This window comes from Pantoea sp. PA1, from assembly GCF_056856975.1.
The window spans coordinates 1,065,298-1,084,230 of the sequence record NZ_JBXGEE010000001.1; the positions used below are offsets into that span (position 1 = coordinate 1,065,298).

The following is an 18,933-nucleotide window of genomic DNA, read 5'->3' on the forward strand; positions in this document are numbered from 1 at the left end:
GGCATGATGCCAGTCTCAGACAAAAAAAGGGGCGATCATCCGATCGCCCCTTTTTACGTTGAGGGTTTATGCCGTCACGGTTTCGGCATCACCTGACCGGCGCGTCACCAGCTTACGCAGGGCGACGTAGAACACCGGCGTCAGGAACAGGCCGAAGAGCGTCACGCCGAGCATCCCGGAGAAGACGGTAATACCGGTCACGCCGCGCACCTCTGCGCCCGCGCCTTCACCCAGAATCAGCGGCACCGTACCGGCGATGAAGGCGATGGAGGTCATCACAATCGGACGCAGACGCAGACGACAGGCTTCCAGCGCCGCCTCTACAATGCCTTTGCCCTGAATCTCCAGCTCGCGCGCAAACTCGACAATCAGTATCGCGTTCTTACAGGCCAGCCCCATCAGCACCACCAGTCCGACCTGAACAAACACGTTGTTATCTCCACCGGTCAGCCAGACGCCAAACAGGGCAGAGAGCAGGGTCATCGGCACAATCAGAATCACCGCCAGCGGCAGCGTCCAGCTCTCATACAGCGCGGCCAGCACCAGGAAGGCCAGCAGTACCGCCATCGGGAAGACAATCAGTGCGGTATTGCCCTGCGTTGACTGCTGATAACTCAGGTCGGTCCACTCGATGTTCATGCCGTTAGGTAATAGCTGACCGGACATCGTTTCCAGCTGACGCATCGCCTGCGCTGAAGAGAGCACGCGCGGATCGGCATCGCCAATCAGATCGGCCGCCGGGTAGCCGTTGTAGCGGATCACCGGATCGGGGCCGTAGGTGGTGGTGATGTTGACCATGCTGCCAATCGGCACCATCTCTCCGCGGTCGTTGCGGGTGCGCAGGTTAGCGATATCCTCGACGCTGTCGCGGAATTCGCCGTCGGCCTGCGCCATCACCCGCCAGGTGCGACCAAAGCGGTTAAAGTCATTCACGTAGGAGGAGCCGAGATAGGTCTGCAGCGTGCTGAACAGCGCCGTCAGTGACACCCCCTGCGCTTTGGCTTTATCCCGATCCACCTGCACATCCAGCTGTGGCACATTGGCCTGATAGGAGGAGATAGGGAAGTGCATCCCCGGCGTCTGCATGATGCTGCCCGACAGCGTATTAATCGCCGTCTGCAACGCACCGTAACCCAGACCCGCGCGGTCCTGCACATAGAGCGAATAGCCTGAGCCCTGACCCAGCCCCAGAATCGGCGGTGGCATAATCGAGAAGCCAAAGCCCTGCTGGATTTGGGCAATCTTCGCATTGATTTCCGCGTTGATCTCCGGCGCGGTGTGCTTACGCTCGCTGAACGGTTTCAGGCCAAAGAACACCGTGCCGCTGTTAGGCGTATTGGTGAACTGCAGGGCATTCAGGCCGGGGAACGCCACCGCATAGGCGACGCCTTCGGTCTGCATCCCGATTTCGCTCATCTTACGGATCACTTCATCGGTGCGCGCCAGCGAGGAGCCTTCCGGCATCTTCACGCCACCAATCAGGTAGAGCTTATCCTGAGTCGGAATAAAGCCGCCCGGCACGGTGTGGAACATAAATCCGGCACCGGCCAGCAGCAGCAGGTAAACCGCGAACACCGCGCCACGCCGACGCAGCGTCCGGCCAACCAGTGATTCATAGCCATGTGCGCTGCGCTGGAAGAAGCGGTTGAAGGGCCGGAACAGCCAGCCAAACAGCGCATCAATCATCCGCGTCAGCCGGTCTTTCGGCGCGTGGTGATCTTTCAGCAGCATCGCCGCCAGCGCCGGAGAGAGCGTCAGGGAGTTAATGGCGGAGATGACCGTGGAGATCGCGATGGTGGTAGCGAACTGCTTATAGAACTGCCCGGTCACGCCGGAGAGGAACGCCATCGGCACAAATACGGCACAGAGCACCAGCGCAATGGCGATAATCGGGCCGGAGACCTCACGCATCGCCTGATGGGCTGCCGCGCGCGGCGACAGGCCCATCTCGATGTTACGCTCAACGTTCTCCACCACCACAATGGCGTCATCCACCACGATCCCGATCGCCAGCACCAGCCCGAACAGGCTCAGGGTATTGAGCGAGAAGCCGAGCAGATAGAGCACGCTGAATGTTCCGACCACCGACACCGGCACCGCCAGCAGGGGAATGATGGAGGCGCGCCAGGTCTGCAGGAACAGAATGACGACCAGCACCACCAGGATCACCGCTTCCAGCAGGGTCTGCACCACCGCTTTGATCGAGTCACGAACAAACACCGTCGGATCGTAAGGAGCCGCCCATTTCACATCATTGGGGAAACGGGTTGCCAGCTCATCCATTTTGGCGCGCACCGCATTGGAGAGATCGATGGCGTTGGCACCCGGAGCCTGGAAGATACCGATACCGACCGCATCTTTGTTGTTCAGCTGTGAGCGCAGGGCGTAACTGCCGGACCCCATCTCAATACGCGCCACATCACGCAGGCGCACCAGCGAACCATCTTCTGAGGTTTTCAGGATAATGTCGCCAAACTGCTGTTCGCTCTCCAGCCGTCCCTGCGTGTTGATCGACAGCAGAAAATCGCTCTGTTTTTTCAGCGGCTCGGCGCCGAGCTGACCGGCAGAAACCTGCACGTTCTGCTCCTGCATCGCGGTCACTACGTCTGAGGCGGTTAAGCCACGCGCCGCCACCTTGTTCGGGTCCAGCCAGACGCGCATCGCATATTCGCCCGCGCCAAAAATCTGGATCTGACCGACGCCCGGCAGACGCGCCAGCTCATCTTTCACCTTCAGGGTGGCGTAGTTACGCAGGTAGAGTGAATCGTAGGTATTGTTGGGTGAGAACATGTGGACGACCAGCGTCAGGGTCGGCGACATCTTCTGGGTGGTGACACCCAGACGCCGCACATCTTCCGGCAGACGCGCTTCAGCCTGCGCAACGCGGTTCTGCACCTGAACCTGCGCCTGATCGGGATCGGTGCCGGGACGGAAGGTGACGGTCGTCACCAGCACGCCGTCAGAACCGGCCACAGATTTCATGTACATCATGTTTTCGACGCCGTTGATCGCCTCTTCCAGCGGCGTCGCCACGGAATCTGCAATCACTTTCGGGTTAGCGCCGGGATACTCGGCGCGCACCTGCACGCTGGGTGGCACCACGTCGGGATATTCGCTGATCGGCAGCAGCGGGATAGCAATCACCCCGGTCACGAAGATCAGGATTGACAGCACCGCCGCAAAAATAGGCCGGTCGATAAAAAAGCGGGAAAAGTCCATAGCGGCCTCGAATTAGTGAGCGGCTGCCGCACGCATGGCGACCTGCTGAGCAGTGACCGGCATGCCGGGCATAAACACTTTCTGCAGTCCGGCGACGATCACCCGGTCGCCCGATTGCAGACCCGATTTGACGATGCGCAGACCTTCCACCATCGCGCCGGGCTGAATATCGCGCCGCTGAGCTTTTCCTTCCCCATCCACCACGTAGACATATTTGCGATCCTGGTCGGTCAGCACCGCCTTATCATCGATCAGCATGGCCTCGAACTGCGCGCTGCCTGGCAGACGCACGCGGGCAAACAGACCGGGCGTAAACTGACGCGCCTGATTGTCGAGCAGGGCGCGCATACGAATGGTGCCGGTGCTGGCGGTCAGCTGGTTATCCAGGAAATCGACCTTGCCCTGATGCGGGAAACCCTGATCGCCGACCAGCGCGATCTCAACCGGCAGCGCATGACGCTGCTGGCCCTGACGCGCCATCGCCTGATAGTGCAGGAAGGTGTTTTCATCGACGTCGAAATAGACATACATCTGCTGCTGCGACACCAGCGTGGTCAACACACTGGCGCTGTCACCGGCGGTCACCAGATTGCCGGGGGTGATCATGGCGCGGCTGGCGCGACCGTCAATCGGCGCGGTGACGCGGGTAAAGTCCAGGTTCAGCTGCGCCATATCGACGGCGGCTTCGGCGGCCAGTACATCCGCCTGCGCCTGACTGGCGGCAGCGCGACGCTGTTCCCACACCTCACGCGAAATCGCCTGGGTGCCAATCAGCTTCTCGCTGCGACCCGATTCGCTGCGCGCCAGACTCGCCTGGCTGCGCGCCCGGGCCAGCTCCGCCCGGGCCTGTTCCAGCGCCGCACGGTAACTCCGGTCGTCGATGGTGAAGAGCACCTGACCTTTTTTAACCTCATCCCCTTCGCGATAGTTCACTGACTCGATGTAGCCAGAGACGCGCGGACGCAGCTGCACGCTCTGCACCGCTTCAACGCGACCATTAAAGTTGTCCCACTGGCTCACCGGCTTGATGAGCACCGGCGCGGCGCTTACTTCAGGCGGTGGCGGCGGGGCGCTCTGCGCCACACCCTTATCACAGCCGCTAAGCAGGCTGATAAACATGACCATCCCTGACAGGGTCAACCCCTGACGAACCCGGTTCGTAATCATTGTTGTTATTCCGCGATAAATAGAAAAGACGACCTGCAGGCCAATATTTGCAACTTTTAAGATTGCAATTAATCGCAGGGAGTGTAGGCTTGCGTCGCGGGCAACTGCAAGAATAACAGATACACTTTATGTGCGGTTTAGTGCGGGGCGATGAAAGCCTGAGCAATCCGGGAAAAACCCTGAAAAAAGTGCGGCATTTAATGTACCAATAAAACTTGCATTAAATGGCATAGTCAGCCACCCTTAAGTGTAACTGCAACTGATACTAATACTTTTCGCTACAGCGACAGGAGAGACTGGAATGATGAGTGACGCCTTTATCCACGATTTAATCGACTGGATTGATAACAACATCGAAGCACGTCTGGATCTGGATACCGTTTCAGAGCGCGCGGGCTACTCCAAGTGGCACCTGCAGCGCATGTTCAAAGAGCACACCGGCTATCCACTGGGTGAGTACATCCGGGTGAAGAAGCTGAAAAAGTCTGCCGATCGGCTGACCAGCACCGATGAACCGATTCTGAACGTCGCGATTTCCCTGGGCTTTGACTCTCAGCAGTCTTTCAACCGCAGCTTTAAACGCCAGTATGGTGTGGCACCGGGTGCATGGCGTCGTCACAGCGGTGATTCGCACGCTGCATAACTTCGCCAGGGCCAGCCTGTCTGGCCCGCGCTTTCCTCCGGGCGCAAAACTGGTATCATCTGCATCCTGTCGTCACGGATGCCATCATGTCAAAAAAACTCTGGATTGGACTTTTCTTTGTCCTCGCGGCCTGCTTTTACGGCCTTAAACCTTATCTCAACACCGTTTCTGCGCCGGCTCAGGCCGATATCGCCACCCTGACCGATGCCCACACCGTGGCGCGCTGGGTGCTGCAGCATCAGCAGTTACCGGACTACTACCTGACCAAAAACGAAGCGCGGCAACGCGGCTGGAATCCGGCCAAAGGTAACCTGTGTGAGGTTCTGCCTGGCAGAGCCATCGGCGGTGACCGTTTTGCTAACCGCGAAAAGCGGCTGCCCCCGCGTGCGGGTCGCCAGTGGTATGAAGCGGATGTGAATTACCGCTGCGGACATCGCGACGCCGATCGTCTGGTCTACTCCTCTGACGGGCTGGTGTTTCTCTCCACCGATCACTACCGCAGCTTCAGACAGGTGCCCTGATGCTTGAACTGAACTTTGATCTGCGCGAGCTCACCACGCGCGCGGCTTTTTATCGCGAGTTTGCCGGGCAGAGCGGCTGCCCGCCGACCTTTGGTCATAACCTGGATGCGTTGTGGGACTGGCTGACGGGCGGCATGGCGCTGCCTGCCACACTGCGGTTGCAGCATTACGCGGCGCATCAGGCTGATTTAGCGCCGGTGCTGGCGCTGCTGGAAGAGGCGGCACAATCGCTGGAAGGCGAACTGCACCTGATCGTGGAGTAAGCCGGCAACGTTTTTTATTGCCGTCTCAGACTCAGTTCGGCCGGGAAGCGGGGGGCAGCCGCACAGAGGCGAACTGCACCCGGTTATCGATTACGTGCGCAGTGGCTTCAGCAGCGCAATCAGCGCCTCGCGGGCCGCCAGCGGCAGATCGCCACCGCCGGTATAGCCGTTGTTCTCAACGATCACCTGATTCAGTCCCACCAGCCAGTCGTAGATGTAATAGGCGGTGTGATTCGCCGGTGCCGCTGAGAGTCGGGTCAGCCGCTGACCGGCACCGAAGCTGACGCTGGGAGCGGGCGGGCGCGAGAAAATCACCTGGCCGCGGTTGACGCGGCTGGCGGGACGTTCTGATTCCGGGCGCTGTAAAAAGCCGAGCCAGGCCACAAAATCGCCCAGCACCGTCATCGCCCGCGTCACCTGCCGGTCGGCGCGGGATTCGTGCGTCACGCTTTGCGTGTCAGGTTCGTGCAGCGCCTGCTGCAGTTTTTGCGCAATATCGGTGCGGAACCCGGCGGTGATCAGCTCTTCTACCAGCCACTCCATCGTCGCCTTATCCACGTTAAGTAACGCCAGCAGGCTGCGGTTTTCCGGCAGCTGACGCAGGTGATCCAGCCACAGCAGCAGCACCTGGCGCGGAAACTGCTGGCTGCTGTGCAGGCTCTGACGCGGTTGAGCCGGTACGTCAGCGGGTGCGTCACTGAACAGGTCAAATTCAAACCCGATGCCGAACTGATTCTCCGGCGCCTGATGGGCCGGTTTGCTGCCCGGCAGGGTCGCCTGATTGAGCCACAGCTGACGCAGGGCTTCACGCGGCGGCTGCAGACGCTCCAGCAGCTCGCCATGCAGACCGGTACGATGCTGTAAACATTTCAGCAGCGTGTCGGCGATGTTCTGCTTGCGTGCCGCCTGTTCCGGGCTGGCACCCGCTTCGGTCCACGGCAGTAAACGCCGCTCTACGACGGTGTGCTGAATCTGCGCGAGCTGGGCCAGCAGCATGTCGCGGCGGGCGTCAGGCTGCATCTCATCCTGCAGCCAGCTCGCCATGCGATCGACGCCCGCGCGATCCAGGGCCAGCATGGAACCCCAGTGCTGACCGGGCTGTCCCATCTGCCGCTGCACCGCCTCATCCACATTAATCTGCTGATGACGGGCGTCGAAGGGGGTGATGGCCCAGATGAGGCGCGGTTTCTCTGCGGCCTCCTGAGCAGGCTGCTGGCGCTGCCATTCGCGCAGCGTTTCGCTCACCCGATCCGCATCCTGACGCTGGCTGGCCGCCGTGCAGACCAGCAGCAGATCGATCGCCTGTCGCGCGGCATAAAAGCCCGGCAGCAGGGCGCGTTTCTGTTCCAGCAGCTGTGCGCGCAGCGGGTCCTGCTGCTGCAGGCGCTGACGATCTTCCTGGGTCGCCACATCGCTGGAGTGACCGGGCGCAGGCAGCTCCAGCATATCAGCATCATCATAGAGCGCGGTGCGCGGAGTGGAGCTCAGCGGCACCAGCACTTCCAGCGTCAGCAGGGCCAGCAGGCCCAGCGGGACGCGCTGGGCCTTGCCGATGCGGTTGCCGTTCAGCGGGCAGACTTCCACCGGCTGCTGCTGATCCTGTTCGCTGGCTGGCACAATCAGCTGCCCGGCAGGCAGCAGGGCGTTATCGACCAGCAGGCTCAAGGGGGCGAGCACCCGGCTGCTGTTACGCAGCTGATGGCGCAGATGCAGCAGCGTGCGCAGCATCTCGCTCAGCGCCGGTTCAGCGGGCCAGAGCAGGGAGAACAGCTGCACCCGATCGTCGACGCTCAGCCAGGGCGCCAGTTCAACCGCCTGTGGCCAGAAGTGCCGATCCAGGCGCGCATCGTAGTGCGGACGGCGACGGCACCATGACCAGAGCGTGACCAGCGCATCACTGTCCAGACCGGCCAGCGGCGAGGCGAGGCGATGGCGCTGCAGACGCTGCAGCCCGCTGTCGATCTGCGCCACGTCGGGTGTGCCCGCAGCAGAACAGGCGAGCATCAGACGGATAACTTCCGCGTCATTCAGCAGGGTCAGTTCAACCGGCCACTCAGTCGAGAGCGGCTCGCGCTGATGGCTGAAGCGGGTGGCGGTGGCAAAATCCAGGTTGCCGGGATTGACATGCTGGAACCAGTAGAGCTGTTTGTCGCCCATGCGGGTCACCAGCTGGCCCTGTGCATCGGCCACCATCTCGTTAAGCAGCCAGGCTTTGCCGGCCTGCGACTGACCAAACAGGGCCAGCGTCACCGGACGGGCGACCTGCTGAGCCAGCGCCTGGGTCTGCACGCGAGCCTGACGCAGTTGCAGCGTCAGCGTTTCCGCCTCCAGCGCCAGACGCGGCGACTGCTCACGGCTGTTCTCAATCCATTCCAGACTGTTGTTCAGGGCGTCCTGTAACAGGCCCAGACGTTTTGCCAGCGTCTGAGGCTGGCGGGGTTTCAGGGCTTTCATCGTTTACACACGCTCCCGCTGTCAATCCAGTATTGCGCATTGGCGTTGCCGGTCGCCGACAGGGTATTCAGCTTCAGACTCAACTGCTCCAGCGGCACTCGGGTGCCATCATCCAGCTGCGCATCGCTCAGTACCAGGTTTTCCGGACCGGACGCACCGGGGCCGGCTTTGACTGCCAGGCGGATGCGCAGCACGCTTTCGCCCGCCACTTTACGCGCCAGCGTCGGGTCGTTCAGCGTCAGGCTGTAAAGCGGTGAGGCGGGCCAGCGATCGTTATCGAGCTGGCGGAAGCCCAGACAGACGTTACCCCGGATACGGAAACTGCGTTTCCGGTCCAGCGCAAAGCCGGGATCGTCGAGGTCAATGTCGCTGTAGCAGAGATTCTCATCCGTCAGGGCCTGGTTTTCATCCAGCATGCCCAGATAGCGGATGGTCGAGTAAGGTTCAAAATCACCCGCGCGGAACCAGAAGCTGCTGAGGCGCAGATCCAGCGCCAGCAGGCAGAGCATCGCGCCGACGGCGGCGGTCGATTTCGGGTTGTCGATGCGGCCATGCTTGTTAAACGGATACCAGTCGCTGGTGTGATAGCCTTCCAGTGACAGAATGCGGCTGCCCGGCAGCGGCTGCAGATGGCGCACCAGCGCCTGAATGCCAGGGAAGCGTGACGGACGCCCGGTCAGCAGCAGCACATCGCACTGGTAGAGCGAGACCACCTCACACATGGAGCGCAGCGCCGGGATGATGGCCATCCGGTGCTGCATAAACTCGCCGTGCAGCTGCGCGAGGCTCACGACCAGCGGCACCTGCAGCAGATCAAAGCGGCTGTTGCCGCCCAGCTCGCGCTGGATCTCGCCGTTGACAAAGGCGAGCACCGCCTCGCCAGGCGTCTGCTCAACCAGTTCGCCGAACAGGGCGTTGATTTCCGCGTGGCTCTCCAGCGGATCCCAGTTCTCATAGCGCTCCAGCACCGCCTGCGCCAGCGGAATAAACAGCTGCAGTGTAACCTGCTGACGCAGCGTGGCCTGACCGTCCATGCGGCTGTCGTGACCAAACAGCTTGTTCATCAGCGGTTCCGCCAGCGTCAGGCCCGCTTTCTGCAGGTGCTGCTGCAGCGCCGGTAAGATCCACAGCTGAATCACATCCAGCAGGATGTCATCGCCCGCCACCTTAAAGCCTTCACGAAACAGCAGGCGCGGCGTGATTTTAACGTTGTTGCCCTGACCATCATCCAGACGATACTGGGTAATCGCCAGGTCGGTGGTGCCGCCGCCGATGTCAATCGAGGCGATGCGCAGGCTTTTACCTGGCAGTTCGCCCTCATCGCGCGGCCGATCCGGACGCGCCATGCTGCTGAAAAAGTCTTCAGCGCGACCGGCAAAGTTGACCTGCGTCTCATTGAACAGCCAGACCATCTGCCCACAGGTGGCTTCATCCCACTCCATCTGCACATCCGGCAGCGGTTTCGGGTTCTGACGGGAGACGGCCGGCGCCAGGTCATCCTCATCTGCGAGCCAGCCTTCGGCTTTCCAGACCAGCGCCAGCGCCTCCTGCATCCGGCGACGGAAGATTTCACGCTCCGGCTTGGGCATCGCGGACGGCAGCGTCAGGATCACATGGCGCAGCTGACGCGGCGCGTGACTCTGTGGCATACGCTGACGCTGAGCCGCGCTGTTCATCTGCATCAGCGCCTGAGCCAGTAGCTCACAGAGCATAAAGGTCATCAGCGAACTGCGGCTGTAGTGCGGTGAAAAGACCGGCAGACGATCGTCCGGCGCCAGCGTCGACAGCGGCTGGCCTTCATCGTTCAGCAGCGTGGTAAAGGGGGCACCATAAGCCAGCGGTTCCGCCTGCTCGCCTGGCGTATTAAAGCGCCAGCCCGGCTGATAGCGTGCCTCATCCCACAGATAACGGCGCGGGCTGGAGAGGCCGGTGCTGCCTTCCAGTCCCGCACGCTGCAGGGCCAGACGGCTCGCCTCACGACCGACACGCGTCAGCGACGGCCACATAAACGCCTGTTCGCGCCCGCTCTCGAGCGAAAAGTTCGCTTTACCAAAGCGGGTTTCGGCAAATTCCAGACGGCTGTCAAACAGCTCGTTGTAGACCTGATGCGGCTGAGAGAGGTCGCGCAGCTGCAATTCATAGGTCTGCTTCAGGCCGTTGCTCTCTTCCGGGTGATCTTCCACCAGGATGCCGCAGGTGTGGGAGTTGCCCACATCAAGGATGATATCGACGTTAACCGCCGGGGTCTGCAGTGTGGCGGCCTGAATGTGGATCTCGCTGAGGTCGAGCTGCTGGCCCAGCAGCTCCAGCAGATTCAGGTAGTGCGCCTGATACTCAAATTCACGCAGCGCCTGTTTGATCGCCTGCTCGCGGCGGTCGCTGACGCGGTCGGTAAAGGATTCGCGCAGCCAGCCATCGACCCAGGTCAGATCGAGAAAGTCGCCCAGCTCGTAGTTGTGCCAGGCGAGGGCAAAGGTGACCCCATTCTGCGCATCCGCCGGGGTAAGGCCCAGTTGCTCGCCGCCATCCTCTTCCGCCACGCAGCGGGTATCAAAGGCAAGGGTAACGCGATGGGTATTGCCCGCCGCGTCCGGTGCGGGCAGGGCAACCAGACGCATCCGCGCCCAGTTTTCAGGGCCACCGATAAAACGACGTCCGCTGGCGCAGCGCAGCATGGGCAGCGGCAGCCAGCAGGCTGACAGCAGCGTCAGGGAGTCCGCCAGCGCGATATCGGATTCCGGGCGCACCACTTCGGCAGCGCCGCCATCTTCCGGATAGAGCAGGAATTTTCCGCTGTTGCCATCGACGTTCAGGCGCAGCAGCGGGCCGTTGGCCGTCTGGCGCACAAACTGACGGCGCGCCGGGGTATCTGAGAGTTGCAGGCCAAAATCCAGGAACTGCACGCCGCTGTTTTCAATCAGCGAAATTTTTTGTTTGTCATCGATCAGGGGAGCCAGCATCGTTATTTACTCTCACGCTTAATCGTCATCGGGAAGACCCGGTCTTCAGCAAACTGCGCTTCGCACTGCGCGGCGCCAATGCTGGCGTGGCAGACAAGCAGCGGCATACGGTAGCGCGAATTGTTCTGACACTTCGCGGTGTAACGGCTCTCAATCACCAGATTACCGGCGCTGGTCATGGCGGCGCTGACATCGGCTTTACAGCTGGTATTACCCTGAGTGACCTGCACGCTGCCTTTACCATTCTTAAACTGGAAACGCATCACGGGTGGCTTACCGGTTGGCGTCGGCATCTGGTTGATGGTGACCCGCCAGCGGCCATCGATCACCTGCACCTGCCCGTCACGCACCGCATCCGGCGTCACAATCAGATCGTCTGGCTTCGCCGGTACCGTCGGGGTCGCCTCACTGGCAAGGGTAGCAGACGCGGCGGCAGGCGGCGTCTCTGTGGTGCTGGCCGCTGTCTGCGGCTGTGTGTCGGGGCGCGCTTCAGCCGTGGCCGTCACCGCTGGCGGGGTGAGGGTGGCCGGCGTCGTCACCGCGGGCGCGCTGGAGGCCTCGGTCGGTGCAGCAGCTACCGGAGGCTGGCTCGCCGTGACTGCCGGCGTGGCGGGAGCCGGCACCGTCGCCGGGGTCGCCGCTGGCTTCGCCGTTGCCACCGGGGTGGACTCAGAGGGTTGACGATGCAGCAGCACGGCCACCATGACGGCGGCGGCAATCGCGACCGGTGGGAGCAGATACCAGACGCGGAAACGCCGACGCGCCGGGAGAGGCGCAACGGGCTGAGTGTCGACGGGCGCAGCAGGCTGGGGTTCCGGTTCAGGCAGGATCTCAGGTTCCGGAACCGGTGGCGGCGCGAGGGTCTCCGGCTCTGCCACGACAGGCGCGGCAGGCAACACAGCCGGTGGCGGTTCAACCAGCGCCACCGGCAGATTCTCTTCCAGGGTGTCACGCAGGCAGGCCAGTGCGTCATCGCGGCTGCGCGCCTGGGCATCGACAAAGCCCCAGAACGTGATCACCGGTTTACCATCGACCAGATAAACATACTGCTGGTCGGGAAATTGCAGGGTTTTGCTCAGCAGCGCGCCAAACAGGCGCATCGACGGGTTCTCTGCCGCGCGCGCGCGCGTACTGAGATCCTGCATATCCTGCTGGCAGGCGGTAAGGTGCTGCAGCGCCGCGCGACGCTCATGATCGCTGGCACCCAGCCAGGATTTCACCCGGCCGCTGAAAGGGGCATACCAGTCGAGGCGGTCGCCCCGGTCGTTGGCCTGGGGAATGGCCAGGCAATCTGCCAGTGCGCTTTGACGGCGCAGGCGCAGGGTTTCACGAATTTGCAGTGCTGAGGCGTAGACCGGCTGGCCATTTTCACCTAATGCCAGAACTGCATCTAAATTACCGCTGCGCAGAAAAGTTTTTGCCACCTGTTGGGCCCTTATCGGTCGTTGTCTGAGGCAGAAAATCGCGTGTTATCGACGATTACGTTGATTTTACGCGGGGCAATGACAAATCAAACGGCAGAAAAGGGGCTAAATCCAGCGTTTTTTTCACTGGCTGGCGGAAAAACAACCGCCAGTTCAGTGAGATCAGCAGATTCAGGCGCGTCTGCGCACCAGCAGCAGATGGGCGACAATGCCGCCCACCAGGCCCCAGAAGGCCGGACCAATACCCAAAAGCGAGACTCCGGAAGCGGTGATCAGAAAAGTGATCAGCGCGCTGTCGCGTTCAGCAGGCTGTTCGAGCGCGCGCTGCAGGCTGCCGCCCAGCGTGGCAAGCAGAGCCAGTCCCGCCAGCGCTTCAATCAGCACTCCTGGCAGGGCGCTGAACAGCACGGCGATCAACGCCCCGGACGCACCCGCCAGCAGATAGAAAATCCCGGCCAGCACCGCCGCGCGCCAGCGTTGCTGCGGATCGGGGTCGACCTCATCACTCATGCAGATCGCCGCGGTAATGGCCGCCACACAGACGGAAAAACCGCCAAACGGTGATAACAGCAGCGCCGTCAGGCCAGTCCAGCTCATCAGGGCAGACACCGGTGCACGATAACCGTGCGCCTGTAAGGTCGCGATACCGGGGGCGTTCTGCGACGCCATCGTAACCAGGAAATAGGGCACACCGATCCCCAGCAGGGTGGTCAGGGTAAAGTGCGGCATCACCGGTTCGGGCAGCATTACGCTTAAGGGCTGCGGCGGAAAGTGAATGGCGTGTTGCGCCAGCGCGACGGCGATACCGATCAGCAGGGTGACCAGAATGGCATAGCGGGCCAGCCAGCGGCGGGCCAGCAGCCAGGCGAGACACATGCTGCCGCAGAGCACAAAGTTGGTCTGCAAATCGGCAAAGGTCTGCAGCCCGAAGCGCAGCAGAATCCCGGCCAGCATCGCCGCCGCCAGCGAGGCGGGAATGTGATTCATCAGTCGGGCAAACAGTCCGGTGACCCCGCACAGGACGATGAGAAGATTGGAGAACACAAAGACGCCCACTGCCTCGTTCAGCGAAATGCCATGAAAACTGGTGGCCAGCAGCGCCGCGCCGGGTGTTGACCAGGCGGCCAGCACCGGCATGCGGTAGCGCAGCGACAATCCCAGCGAGGCGATCCCCATCGCGATGCCGAGTACGGAGAGCCAGCCGCCGATCTGCGCCGGTGTGGCGCCCGCCGCCTGAAACATCTGATAAATAATGGCGCCGCTGCTGCTGTAGCCCACCAGCACGGCGACAAAGCCGGAAACCACCATCGGCAGGGTAAAACGGGGATGTCCCACTCTTTTCATCATCGCTCTCTCTCACCCTCAGCGAAGGTGAATCTGTGTTGTGCGTTATAGCGCACATGATTGCATGATACGCTATAACGCACAAGTGCTACACTGGCAGCATAACGTCAGCTCATTGACGAAAAATGCAGGAGAAAAAATGGCAGATTTTCAGCAACACCTGAGCGCCGCGCTCAGACAGTTGCGCCAGGCCAACGGCTGGAGCCTGACGCTCACGGCGGAGCGAACCGGCGTCAGTAAAGCGATGCTGGGGCAGATTGAGCGCGGCGAATCGAGTCCGACCGTGGCCACGCTGTGGAAGATCGCCACCGGTTTCAGCGTTCCCTTTTCCTTTTTTATCGATGGACGGGTGCTTCCCTCTGGCGCGGTCGCCGGGTTCAGCCAGGCCAACGCCGAGATGACGGTTCATCCGCTGCTGCCTTACGATCCGCAGCTGCGTTTTGATCTGCTGGCGGTTGAGCTGGCAGCGGGCGCGCAGAGCCAGTCGTCACCCCATGAAGCGGGCTGTGTCGAGCAGGTGGTGGTGATTGAAGGCGAGCTGCTGCTGGGCGTCGGTGATATCTGGCGACGACTGGTGGCGGGAGAGGCGTTCCAGTTCAGGGCGGATGTGACACACAGCTACCGTAATCCGCTGGCGACGCCACTGCGTTTTCACAGTCTGATCCACTATCTGCAGCGGCCGGACGTTACAAATTGATACCTGAGCAAACTACACAGTTTACCTTCGTATCTCTATACTTTCGCCTGGCTATGGAGACCGGCAATGAGCGATCTGACTGAATCGGCAGCCCTGCTGCGCATGCTGGTGGGTAAGCTGAGTCGCCGCCTGCGCGAATCGGCCCCACCCGGTGAGTTAACCTGGTCACAGGTGGCGGTACTGGGCCATCTGGTGCGGGACGGGGCGATGACGGTGACGCAGCTGGCCGCGGCGGAAGGCGTGCGCAGCCAGTCGATGGGCAGCACCGTTGCGGGGTTACTGGCGGCGGATCTGGTGACAGGGGAACCCGACCCGCACGATGGCCGCAAGACCCGTTACCTGCCGACCGCGGCCAGCCTGGCGGTGATTGCTTCCAGCCGCGCGATGCGTGACGACTGGCTGGTACGGACGCTGGAGGCCCGGCTGACGCCGGCTGAACAGCAGCAACTGACCGATGTTCTCCCTTTACTGCAGCGACTCGCTGACCATTCACTTTAAGGATTTAATATGGCTGTAACCACACTTGATGCAAAAACGGCGCTGATTGTTATCGACCTGCAGCATGGCATTGTGGCGCTGCCACTGGTTCATGAGCCGCAGCCGGTGATCGAACGCTGTGCCGCGCTGGCGGCGGCATTCCGCCAGCATAATCTGCCGGTTGTGCTGGTTAACGTGGCCGGTGGTGCGCCAGGCCGCACTGAGCAGGCCCGTCACAGCGGTGAACTGCCTGCCGACTGGGCGACGCTGGTTCCGGCAATGACGCCGCAGCAGAATGACATCACCATCACCAAAAAGAGCTGGGGCGCGTTTCAGGCCACGGCGCTGCACGAGGAATTGCAGCAGCGCGGCATCACCCAGGTGGTGATCTGCGGGATCGCGACCAGTATCGGCGTGGAGTCCACGGCGCGACAGGCCTATGAGTCAGGTTACAACGTCACGCTGGCGACCGATGCGATGACCGATCTCAACATTGATACGCACAACAACAGCATCAATCTGATCTTCCCGCGCCTGGGTGAAACCGGCAGCAGTGAGGAGATTGTTGCGCTGCTGCCGCAGGCCTGATCTGACTGAGTATCAGGCAAAAAAGTCCTGCCACGGAGGGCAGGACAGGGATGGCTGAACGTTAATTCTTCAGTTAAAAGCTAAAACGGTAACCGGCATTGAGCTGGCGTTGATCAAAGCGCTGACCGGTCGTTAAATCGGCTTCCAGATAAAGATGATGTGCGGTGTCTATATCGGCACTGACTCCCAGTCCGTTGCGCAAGGCATTTCCGCTGAAATCCGCTTTCTCCGTTGAACCGTTCAGAGCATATTGCATGCTGGCTGAAAACTCGCGTTCCACGCCGGTTTTGAAATAGACAGTGTAATTCGTTGCTCCACTTTTCTGACTGTATCCTGCCAGCGCGCCTGCCCGACCGTTAACAGAATCATAATCTTTAAACGCGATAACCAGACCGTTGCTGGCCCGGGTCTGCGACCCTTTCTGCCGGCCTGCGGTAATCTGAGCCTGAGGTTCGAGATAAAAGCCCTGATCATCAGGAGAGAAGTGAAAACGCCTGCCCGCCTCAACGGAAAATGTGAATCCGGTTGATTTGGCCTGACCGGAAACCAGATTCTGCTGGCTATCTTTCACCATGAACTGATTGCGGATGCGGTTGATCTTAACGACCTGGTCGATGTAAAAACCGTTGTCGGCGACCCAGGTCAGATAGCCCCCCACATGTTCTGATTTGGCCGTACCCTCGCCCCCGCGGTAGTGAGGTGAGGCGTGGGTGGTCCCCATAAACAGGCCGCCTGACACGTTTATATCGTCGGCCAGGTGCTTATCTGCGCCAAACTGATAGCCGCTGTAGCCCATTTCAAACTTACTCAGTCTGCCGCCTGAGAAGGTGTTCAGTTTACCGCCGAAGCCCCGCAGCCAGACATTCCCTTTCGCATGGTCCTGACGGATGTCGCCCAGGCGCTGAAACAGGGTTTGCGTTTCGACATAGTTCATCAGGTAACTGATATGCAGGAAATTACCGCCTGCATCTGCCGTGGTCGTAATTGGGGGCGTCGGTGCCGGTTCAGGTTCAGGTTCAGGTTCTGGCGCAGGCTGCGGAGCAGGGGCTGGATCTGGTGCCGGATCCGGAGCGGGTTCTGGTTCCGGTGCTGATGCGGCGCTGGAAGAGTAGAGTTCCCAGTTCGTGCCGGTTTTACGCACTGAGTAGAGATAGCCGCCCAGTTCAATATCCGATGCTGTGGTAAAATTTGCTATTCCGTCAGGGGTTTCTGCCACGGTTAATAACTCATGGCCTGTTGTCGCCAGACTGCCCTGATTAACAAATGACAATGTGAAGTCACCCTGGCTGCTGTTTGTGACAACCAGCTTATCGCCACGGTTATTAACGCCATCACCTTCACCCACCGGATCAACACGCATATTGAAATTACCGCTACCTGACAGATCGGCAACGGTTAAGGTGGAATAGTCGGATGCAGAGATTGGCCGGGTAAAATCAATCTGCCCCTTATTCATGTTTAACCGGTCTACATTTGAATTTGCGCTGACATACCAGTCACTTTTATCCAGTGTCGTATTCAGATACCCCTTATTCACACCGTCGCTGATGGCTGCGCCTTGCCAGACCGAGCCGGGCTGCAGCGCTAAATCAACGAAGCCGCCGCGGGAATAAACGGATCCTGTCATATTCAGTTTGCCGTCGATATTAACCACGCCCTGTGCATAACCTTCGTTATATTGCGTGGCTATGGCGAACTGATCTGCCGAAGCCATAGCGATATCGACATTACCGGTCAGATTGATCTCGCCGCCTGTCATTGCATAAAGCGCCGCTCTGGGAGTCACTGAACTACTGATGGAAACATTATTCGCCGAGATATGACCCTCGTTTAGCGCCCACAGCGCCATGTCGGCGCTGGTAATATCGGTCTCATCAAGCGTAACAGAGGAGCCAGGCGTCTGGGCAGAAGCGGCATAAGCACCGCCTGAATGAAGGCTGTTTCGCTGTTCTGCTGTTCCTTTGTAGTTAATGATTGCTGACGTGCCGCTGGCGACGATGCTGCCAGCCTGTTCAGACGTCACATGGCTGCCGGGACCAATATCAGCAACGCCATTCTGACGCACCTCAAGACCAACAGAGCCGCTTCCTGTCGTATTAATGGTCAGATTATCAGCGGCAAGTTCACCAAAGTTCCAGATACCAAAGGCGTTCGCGCCAGTTGTCGTGATGGTGCTTCCGGATCCCAGATTCGCGAGCGAATCGGCCTGCAGATTGAGGCCATAAGCAGAATCGCCTGTCGTGTTGAGCGTCAGTTGATTTGCGGTCAGTGATGTGCGGCGGGATGACTCTCTCCCATTCAGGGCATGGACCCTGATAGCGTGGCTTCCTCTGCCCTGAGTCGATAGGGTGCTGCCACTCCCCAGGTCCACGCGGGTGCCCGCATTGCTGACGCTGAGGCCAAAACCACCGTCTCCTGTCAGATTCACCGTAAGGGCTTCCGCTTTCAGCGATGACGCTCCCCGAATCAGGATACCGGAAGCGGTAGCGGTTCCGGTCACATTGACAGTGGTTCCCGTCCCCAGATCGGCAGTAATATCCTGACCCGTAATATTAATGCCCAGGGCACTATTTCCACTGATATTGAGAGTAAGTCCTTCCGCAAACAGCTGGCTCTCATTCCCCCAGATGACTACGCCGCGTGCATAATTATCGGCATCAGTAACGTTTATAAAAGCGCGACGACCCAGATTAACAATTCCGGTCTGATTGTAGGGATTGACGACGCCATATAGGCCACCTGAATAGGTGGCGTCTCCGGTCAGAATGTCGCCATCATTCAGGGTTATATTCGCCCCTGTCTGGCTTCCGATATTCTCACCCGCCACGTTACCGCTCATCATAAATCCTGTCAGTAACGCCAGCGGCGTTAAACGACTCATTATCTTATTCATCAGCAAAACATTCCCTGTGTGGCACGAAAAATCAACGCGCACACAGAAAAATTAATTATTCAATGTGCGGCTAAGCAGATACGTTTGAGCTGATAATAATTTATCAGGGAAGGCGGATTCTATTTTTGATTTATCCCAAATGCGCCCCGGTTTCTATTATCAAAAGAGGGTTCTGGTTGCAATAAGGTTACGGGGGTGGGTAAATAAGGGGCTTTTTTTATGAGTGCGGGCTTGTGTGGGTTATTAATTAACTAAGAAGGTAACGGATATTATTAATTGGCAA

13 protein-coding genes are annotated in these 18,933 nt (G+C 60.0%); 6 read left to right on the forward strand and 7 right to left on the reverse strand.

Features of this window, described 5'->3' with window-relative positions:
* Positions 1-66: 66 nt before the first annotated feature.
* Together oqxB and AC1V0D_RS05275 are read right to left on the reverse strand one after the other, a co-directional pair.
* Positions 67-3,219, reverse strand: a complete 3,153-nt coding sequence (gene oqxB, locus AC1V0D_RS05270) for a multidrug efflux RND transporter permease subunit OqxB (protein WP_471803103.1) — start codon at positions 3,217-3,219, stop codon at positions 67-69.
* Between the two features lie 12 nt (positions 3,220-3,231).
* Positions 3,232-4,386 (reverse strand): efflux RND transporter periplasmic adaptor subunit, encoded by a 1,155-nt coding sequence (locus AC1V0D_RS05275; RefSeq protein WP_307743142.1) that lies wholly within the window; start codon positions 4,384-4,386, stop codon positions 3,232-3,234.
* 301 nt (positions 4,387-4,687) lie between these two features.
* Here AC1V0D_RS05275 and AC1V0D_RS05280 point away from each other — a divergent pair, with 301 nt between their 5' ends.
* The 3 genes from AC1V0D_RS05280 to AC1V0D_RS05290 all read left to right on the forward strand — a co-directional run bounded on the left by AC1V0D_RS05280 (position 4,688) and on the right by AC1V0D_RS05290 (position 5,813).
* A complete protein-coding gene (locus tag AC1V0D_RS05280) occupies positions 4,688-5,029 on the forward strand; it encodes a helix-turn-helix domain-containing protein (RefSeq protein WP_009090299.1) in 342 nt (113 codons plus the stop codon).
* Positions 5,030-5,115: 86 nt separating this feature from the next.
* On the forward strand, positions 5,116-5,550 hold the full coding sequence (locus AC1V0D_RS05285) for a ribonuclease domain-containing protein (protein ID WP_009090297.1): 435 nt from the start codon (positions 5,116-5,118) through the stop codon (positions 5,548-5,550).
* Positions 5,550-5,813, forward strand: coding sequence for a barstar family protein (locus AC1V0D_RS05290; RefSeq protein WP_009090295.1), 264 nt, complete (start codon positions 5,550-5,552; stop codon positions 5,811-5,813). The genes AC1V0D_RS05285 and AC1V0D_RS05290 overlap by 1 nt, the downstream gene beginning before the upstream one ends.
* A 90-nt stretch (positions 5,814-5,903) precedes the next feature.
* Here the strand turns inward: AC1V0D_RS05290 and AC1V0D_RS05295 are convergent, their stop codons facing one another.
* From AC1V0D_RS05295 to AC1V0D_RS05310, 4 genes are all read right to left on the reverse strand, one after another.
* Entirely contained in the window at positions 5,904-8,267 is a 2,364-nt protein-coding gene (locus tag AC1V0D_RS05295) for a virulence factor SrfC family protein (RefSeq protein WP_482907074.1), read from the reverse strand.
* Positions 8,264-11,227 carry a virulence factor SrfB gene (locus tag AC1V0D_RS05300; protein ID WP_150041126.1) on the reverse strand — a complete coding sequence of 988 codons (2,964 nt, stop codon included), beginning with the start codon at positions 11,225-11,227 and terminating at the stop codon, positions 8,264-8,266. The genes AC1V0D_RS05295 and AC1V0D_RS05300 overlap by 4 nt, the downstream gene beginning before the upstream one ends.
* A gap of 2 nt (positions 11,228-11,229) precedes the next feature.
* On the reverse strand, positions 11,230-12,651 hold the full coding sequence (locus AC1V0D_RS05305) for an SrfA family protein (RefSeq protein ID WP_150029609.1): 1,422 nt from the start codon (positions 12,649-12,651) through the stop codon (positions 11,230-11,232).
* A 171-nt stretch (positions 12,652-12,822) separates the two neighbouring features.
* Positions 12,823-13,998 carry a benzoate/H(+) symporter BenE family transporter gene (locus AC1V0D_RS05310; protein WP_140028511.1) on the reverse strand — a complete coding sequence of 392 codons (1,176 nt, stop codon included), beginning with the start codon at positions 13,996-13,998 and terminating at the stop codon, positions 12,823-12,825.
* Between the two features lie 136 nt (positions 13,999-14,134).
* Here AC1V0D_RS05310 and AC1V0D_RS05315 point away from each other — a divergent pair, with 136 nt between their 5' ends.
* The 3 genes from AC1V0D_RS05315 (at position 14,135) to AC1V0D_RS05325 (ending at position 15,757) form a co-directional block, all read left to right on the forward strand.
* Positions 14,135-14,692 carry a helix-turn-helix domain-containing protein gene (locus tag AC1V0D_RS05315; protein WP_111208451.1) on the forward strand — a complete coding sequence of 186 codons (558 nt, stop codon included), beginning with the start codon at positions 14,135-14,137 and terminating at the stop codon, positions 14,690-14,692.
* A gap of 66 nt (positions 14,693-14,758) precedes the next feature.
* Positions 14,759-15,190: a MarR family winged helix-turn-helix transcriptional regulator gene (locus AC1V0D_RS05320; RefSeq protein WP_009090285.1), complete on the forward strand. Its 432-nt coding sequence runs from the start codon at positions 14,759-14,761 to the stop codon at positions 15,188-15,190.
* 9 nt (positions 15,191-15,199) lie between these two features.
* Complete coding sequence (locus tag AC1V0D_RS05325; RefSeq protein ID WP_009090283.1) at positions 15,200-15,757, forward strand: isochorismatase family protein; 558 nt, start codon at positions 15,200-15,202, stop codon at positions 15,755-15,757.
* 73 nt (positions 15,758-15,830) lie between these two features.
* Here the strand turns inward: AC1V0D_RS05325 and AC1V0D_RS05330 are convergent, their stop codons facing one another.
* Positions 15,831-18,638, reverse strand: coding sequence for an autotransporter outer membrane beta-barrel domain-containing protein (locus AC1V0D_RS05330; RefSeq protein ID WP_482907075.1), 2,808 nt, complete (start codon positions 18,636-18,638; stop codon positions 15,831-15,833).
* Between the last annotated feature and the right edge of the window lie 295 nt (positions 18,639-18,933).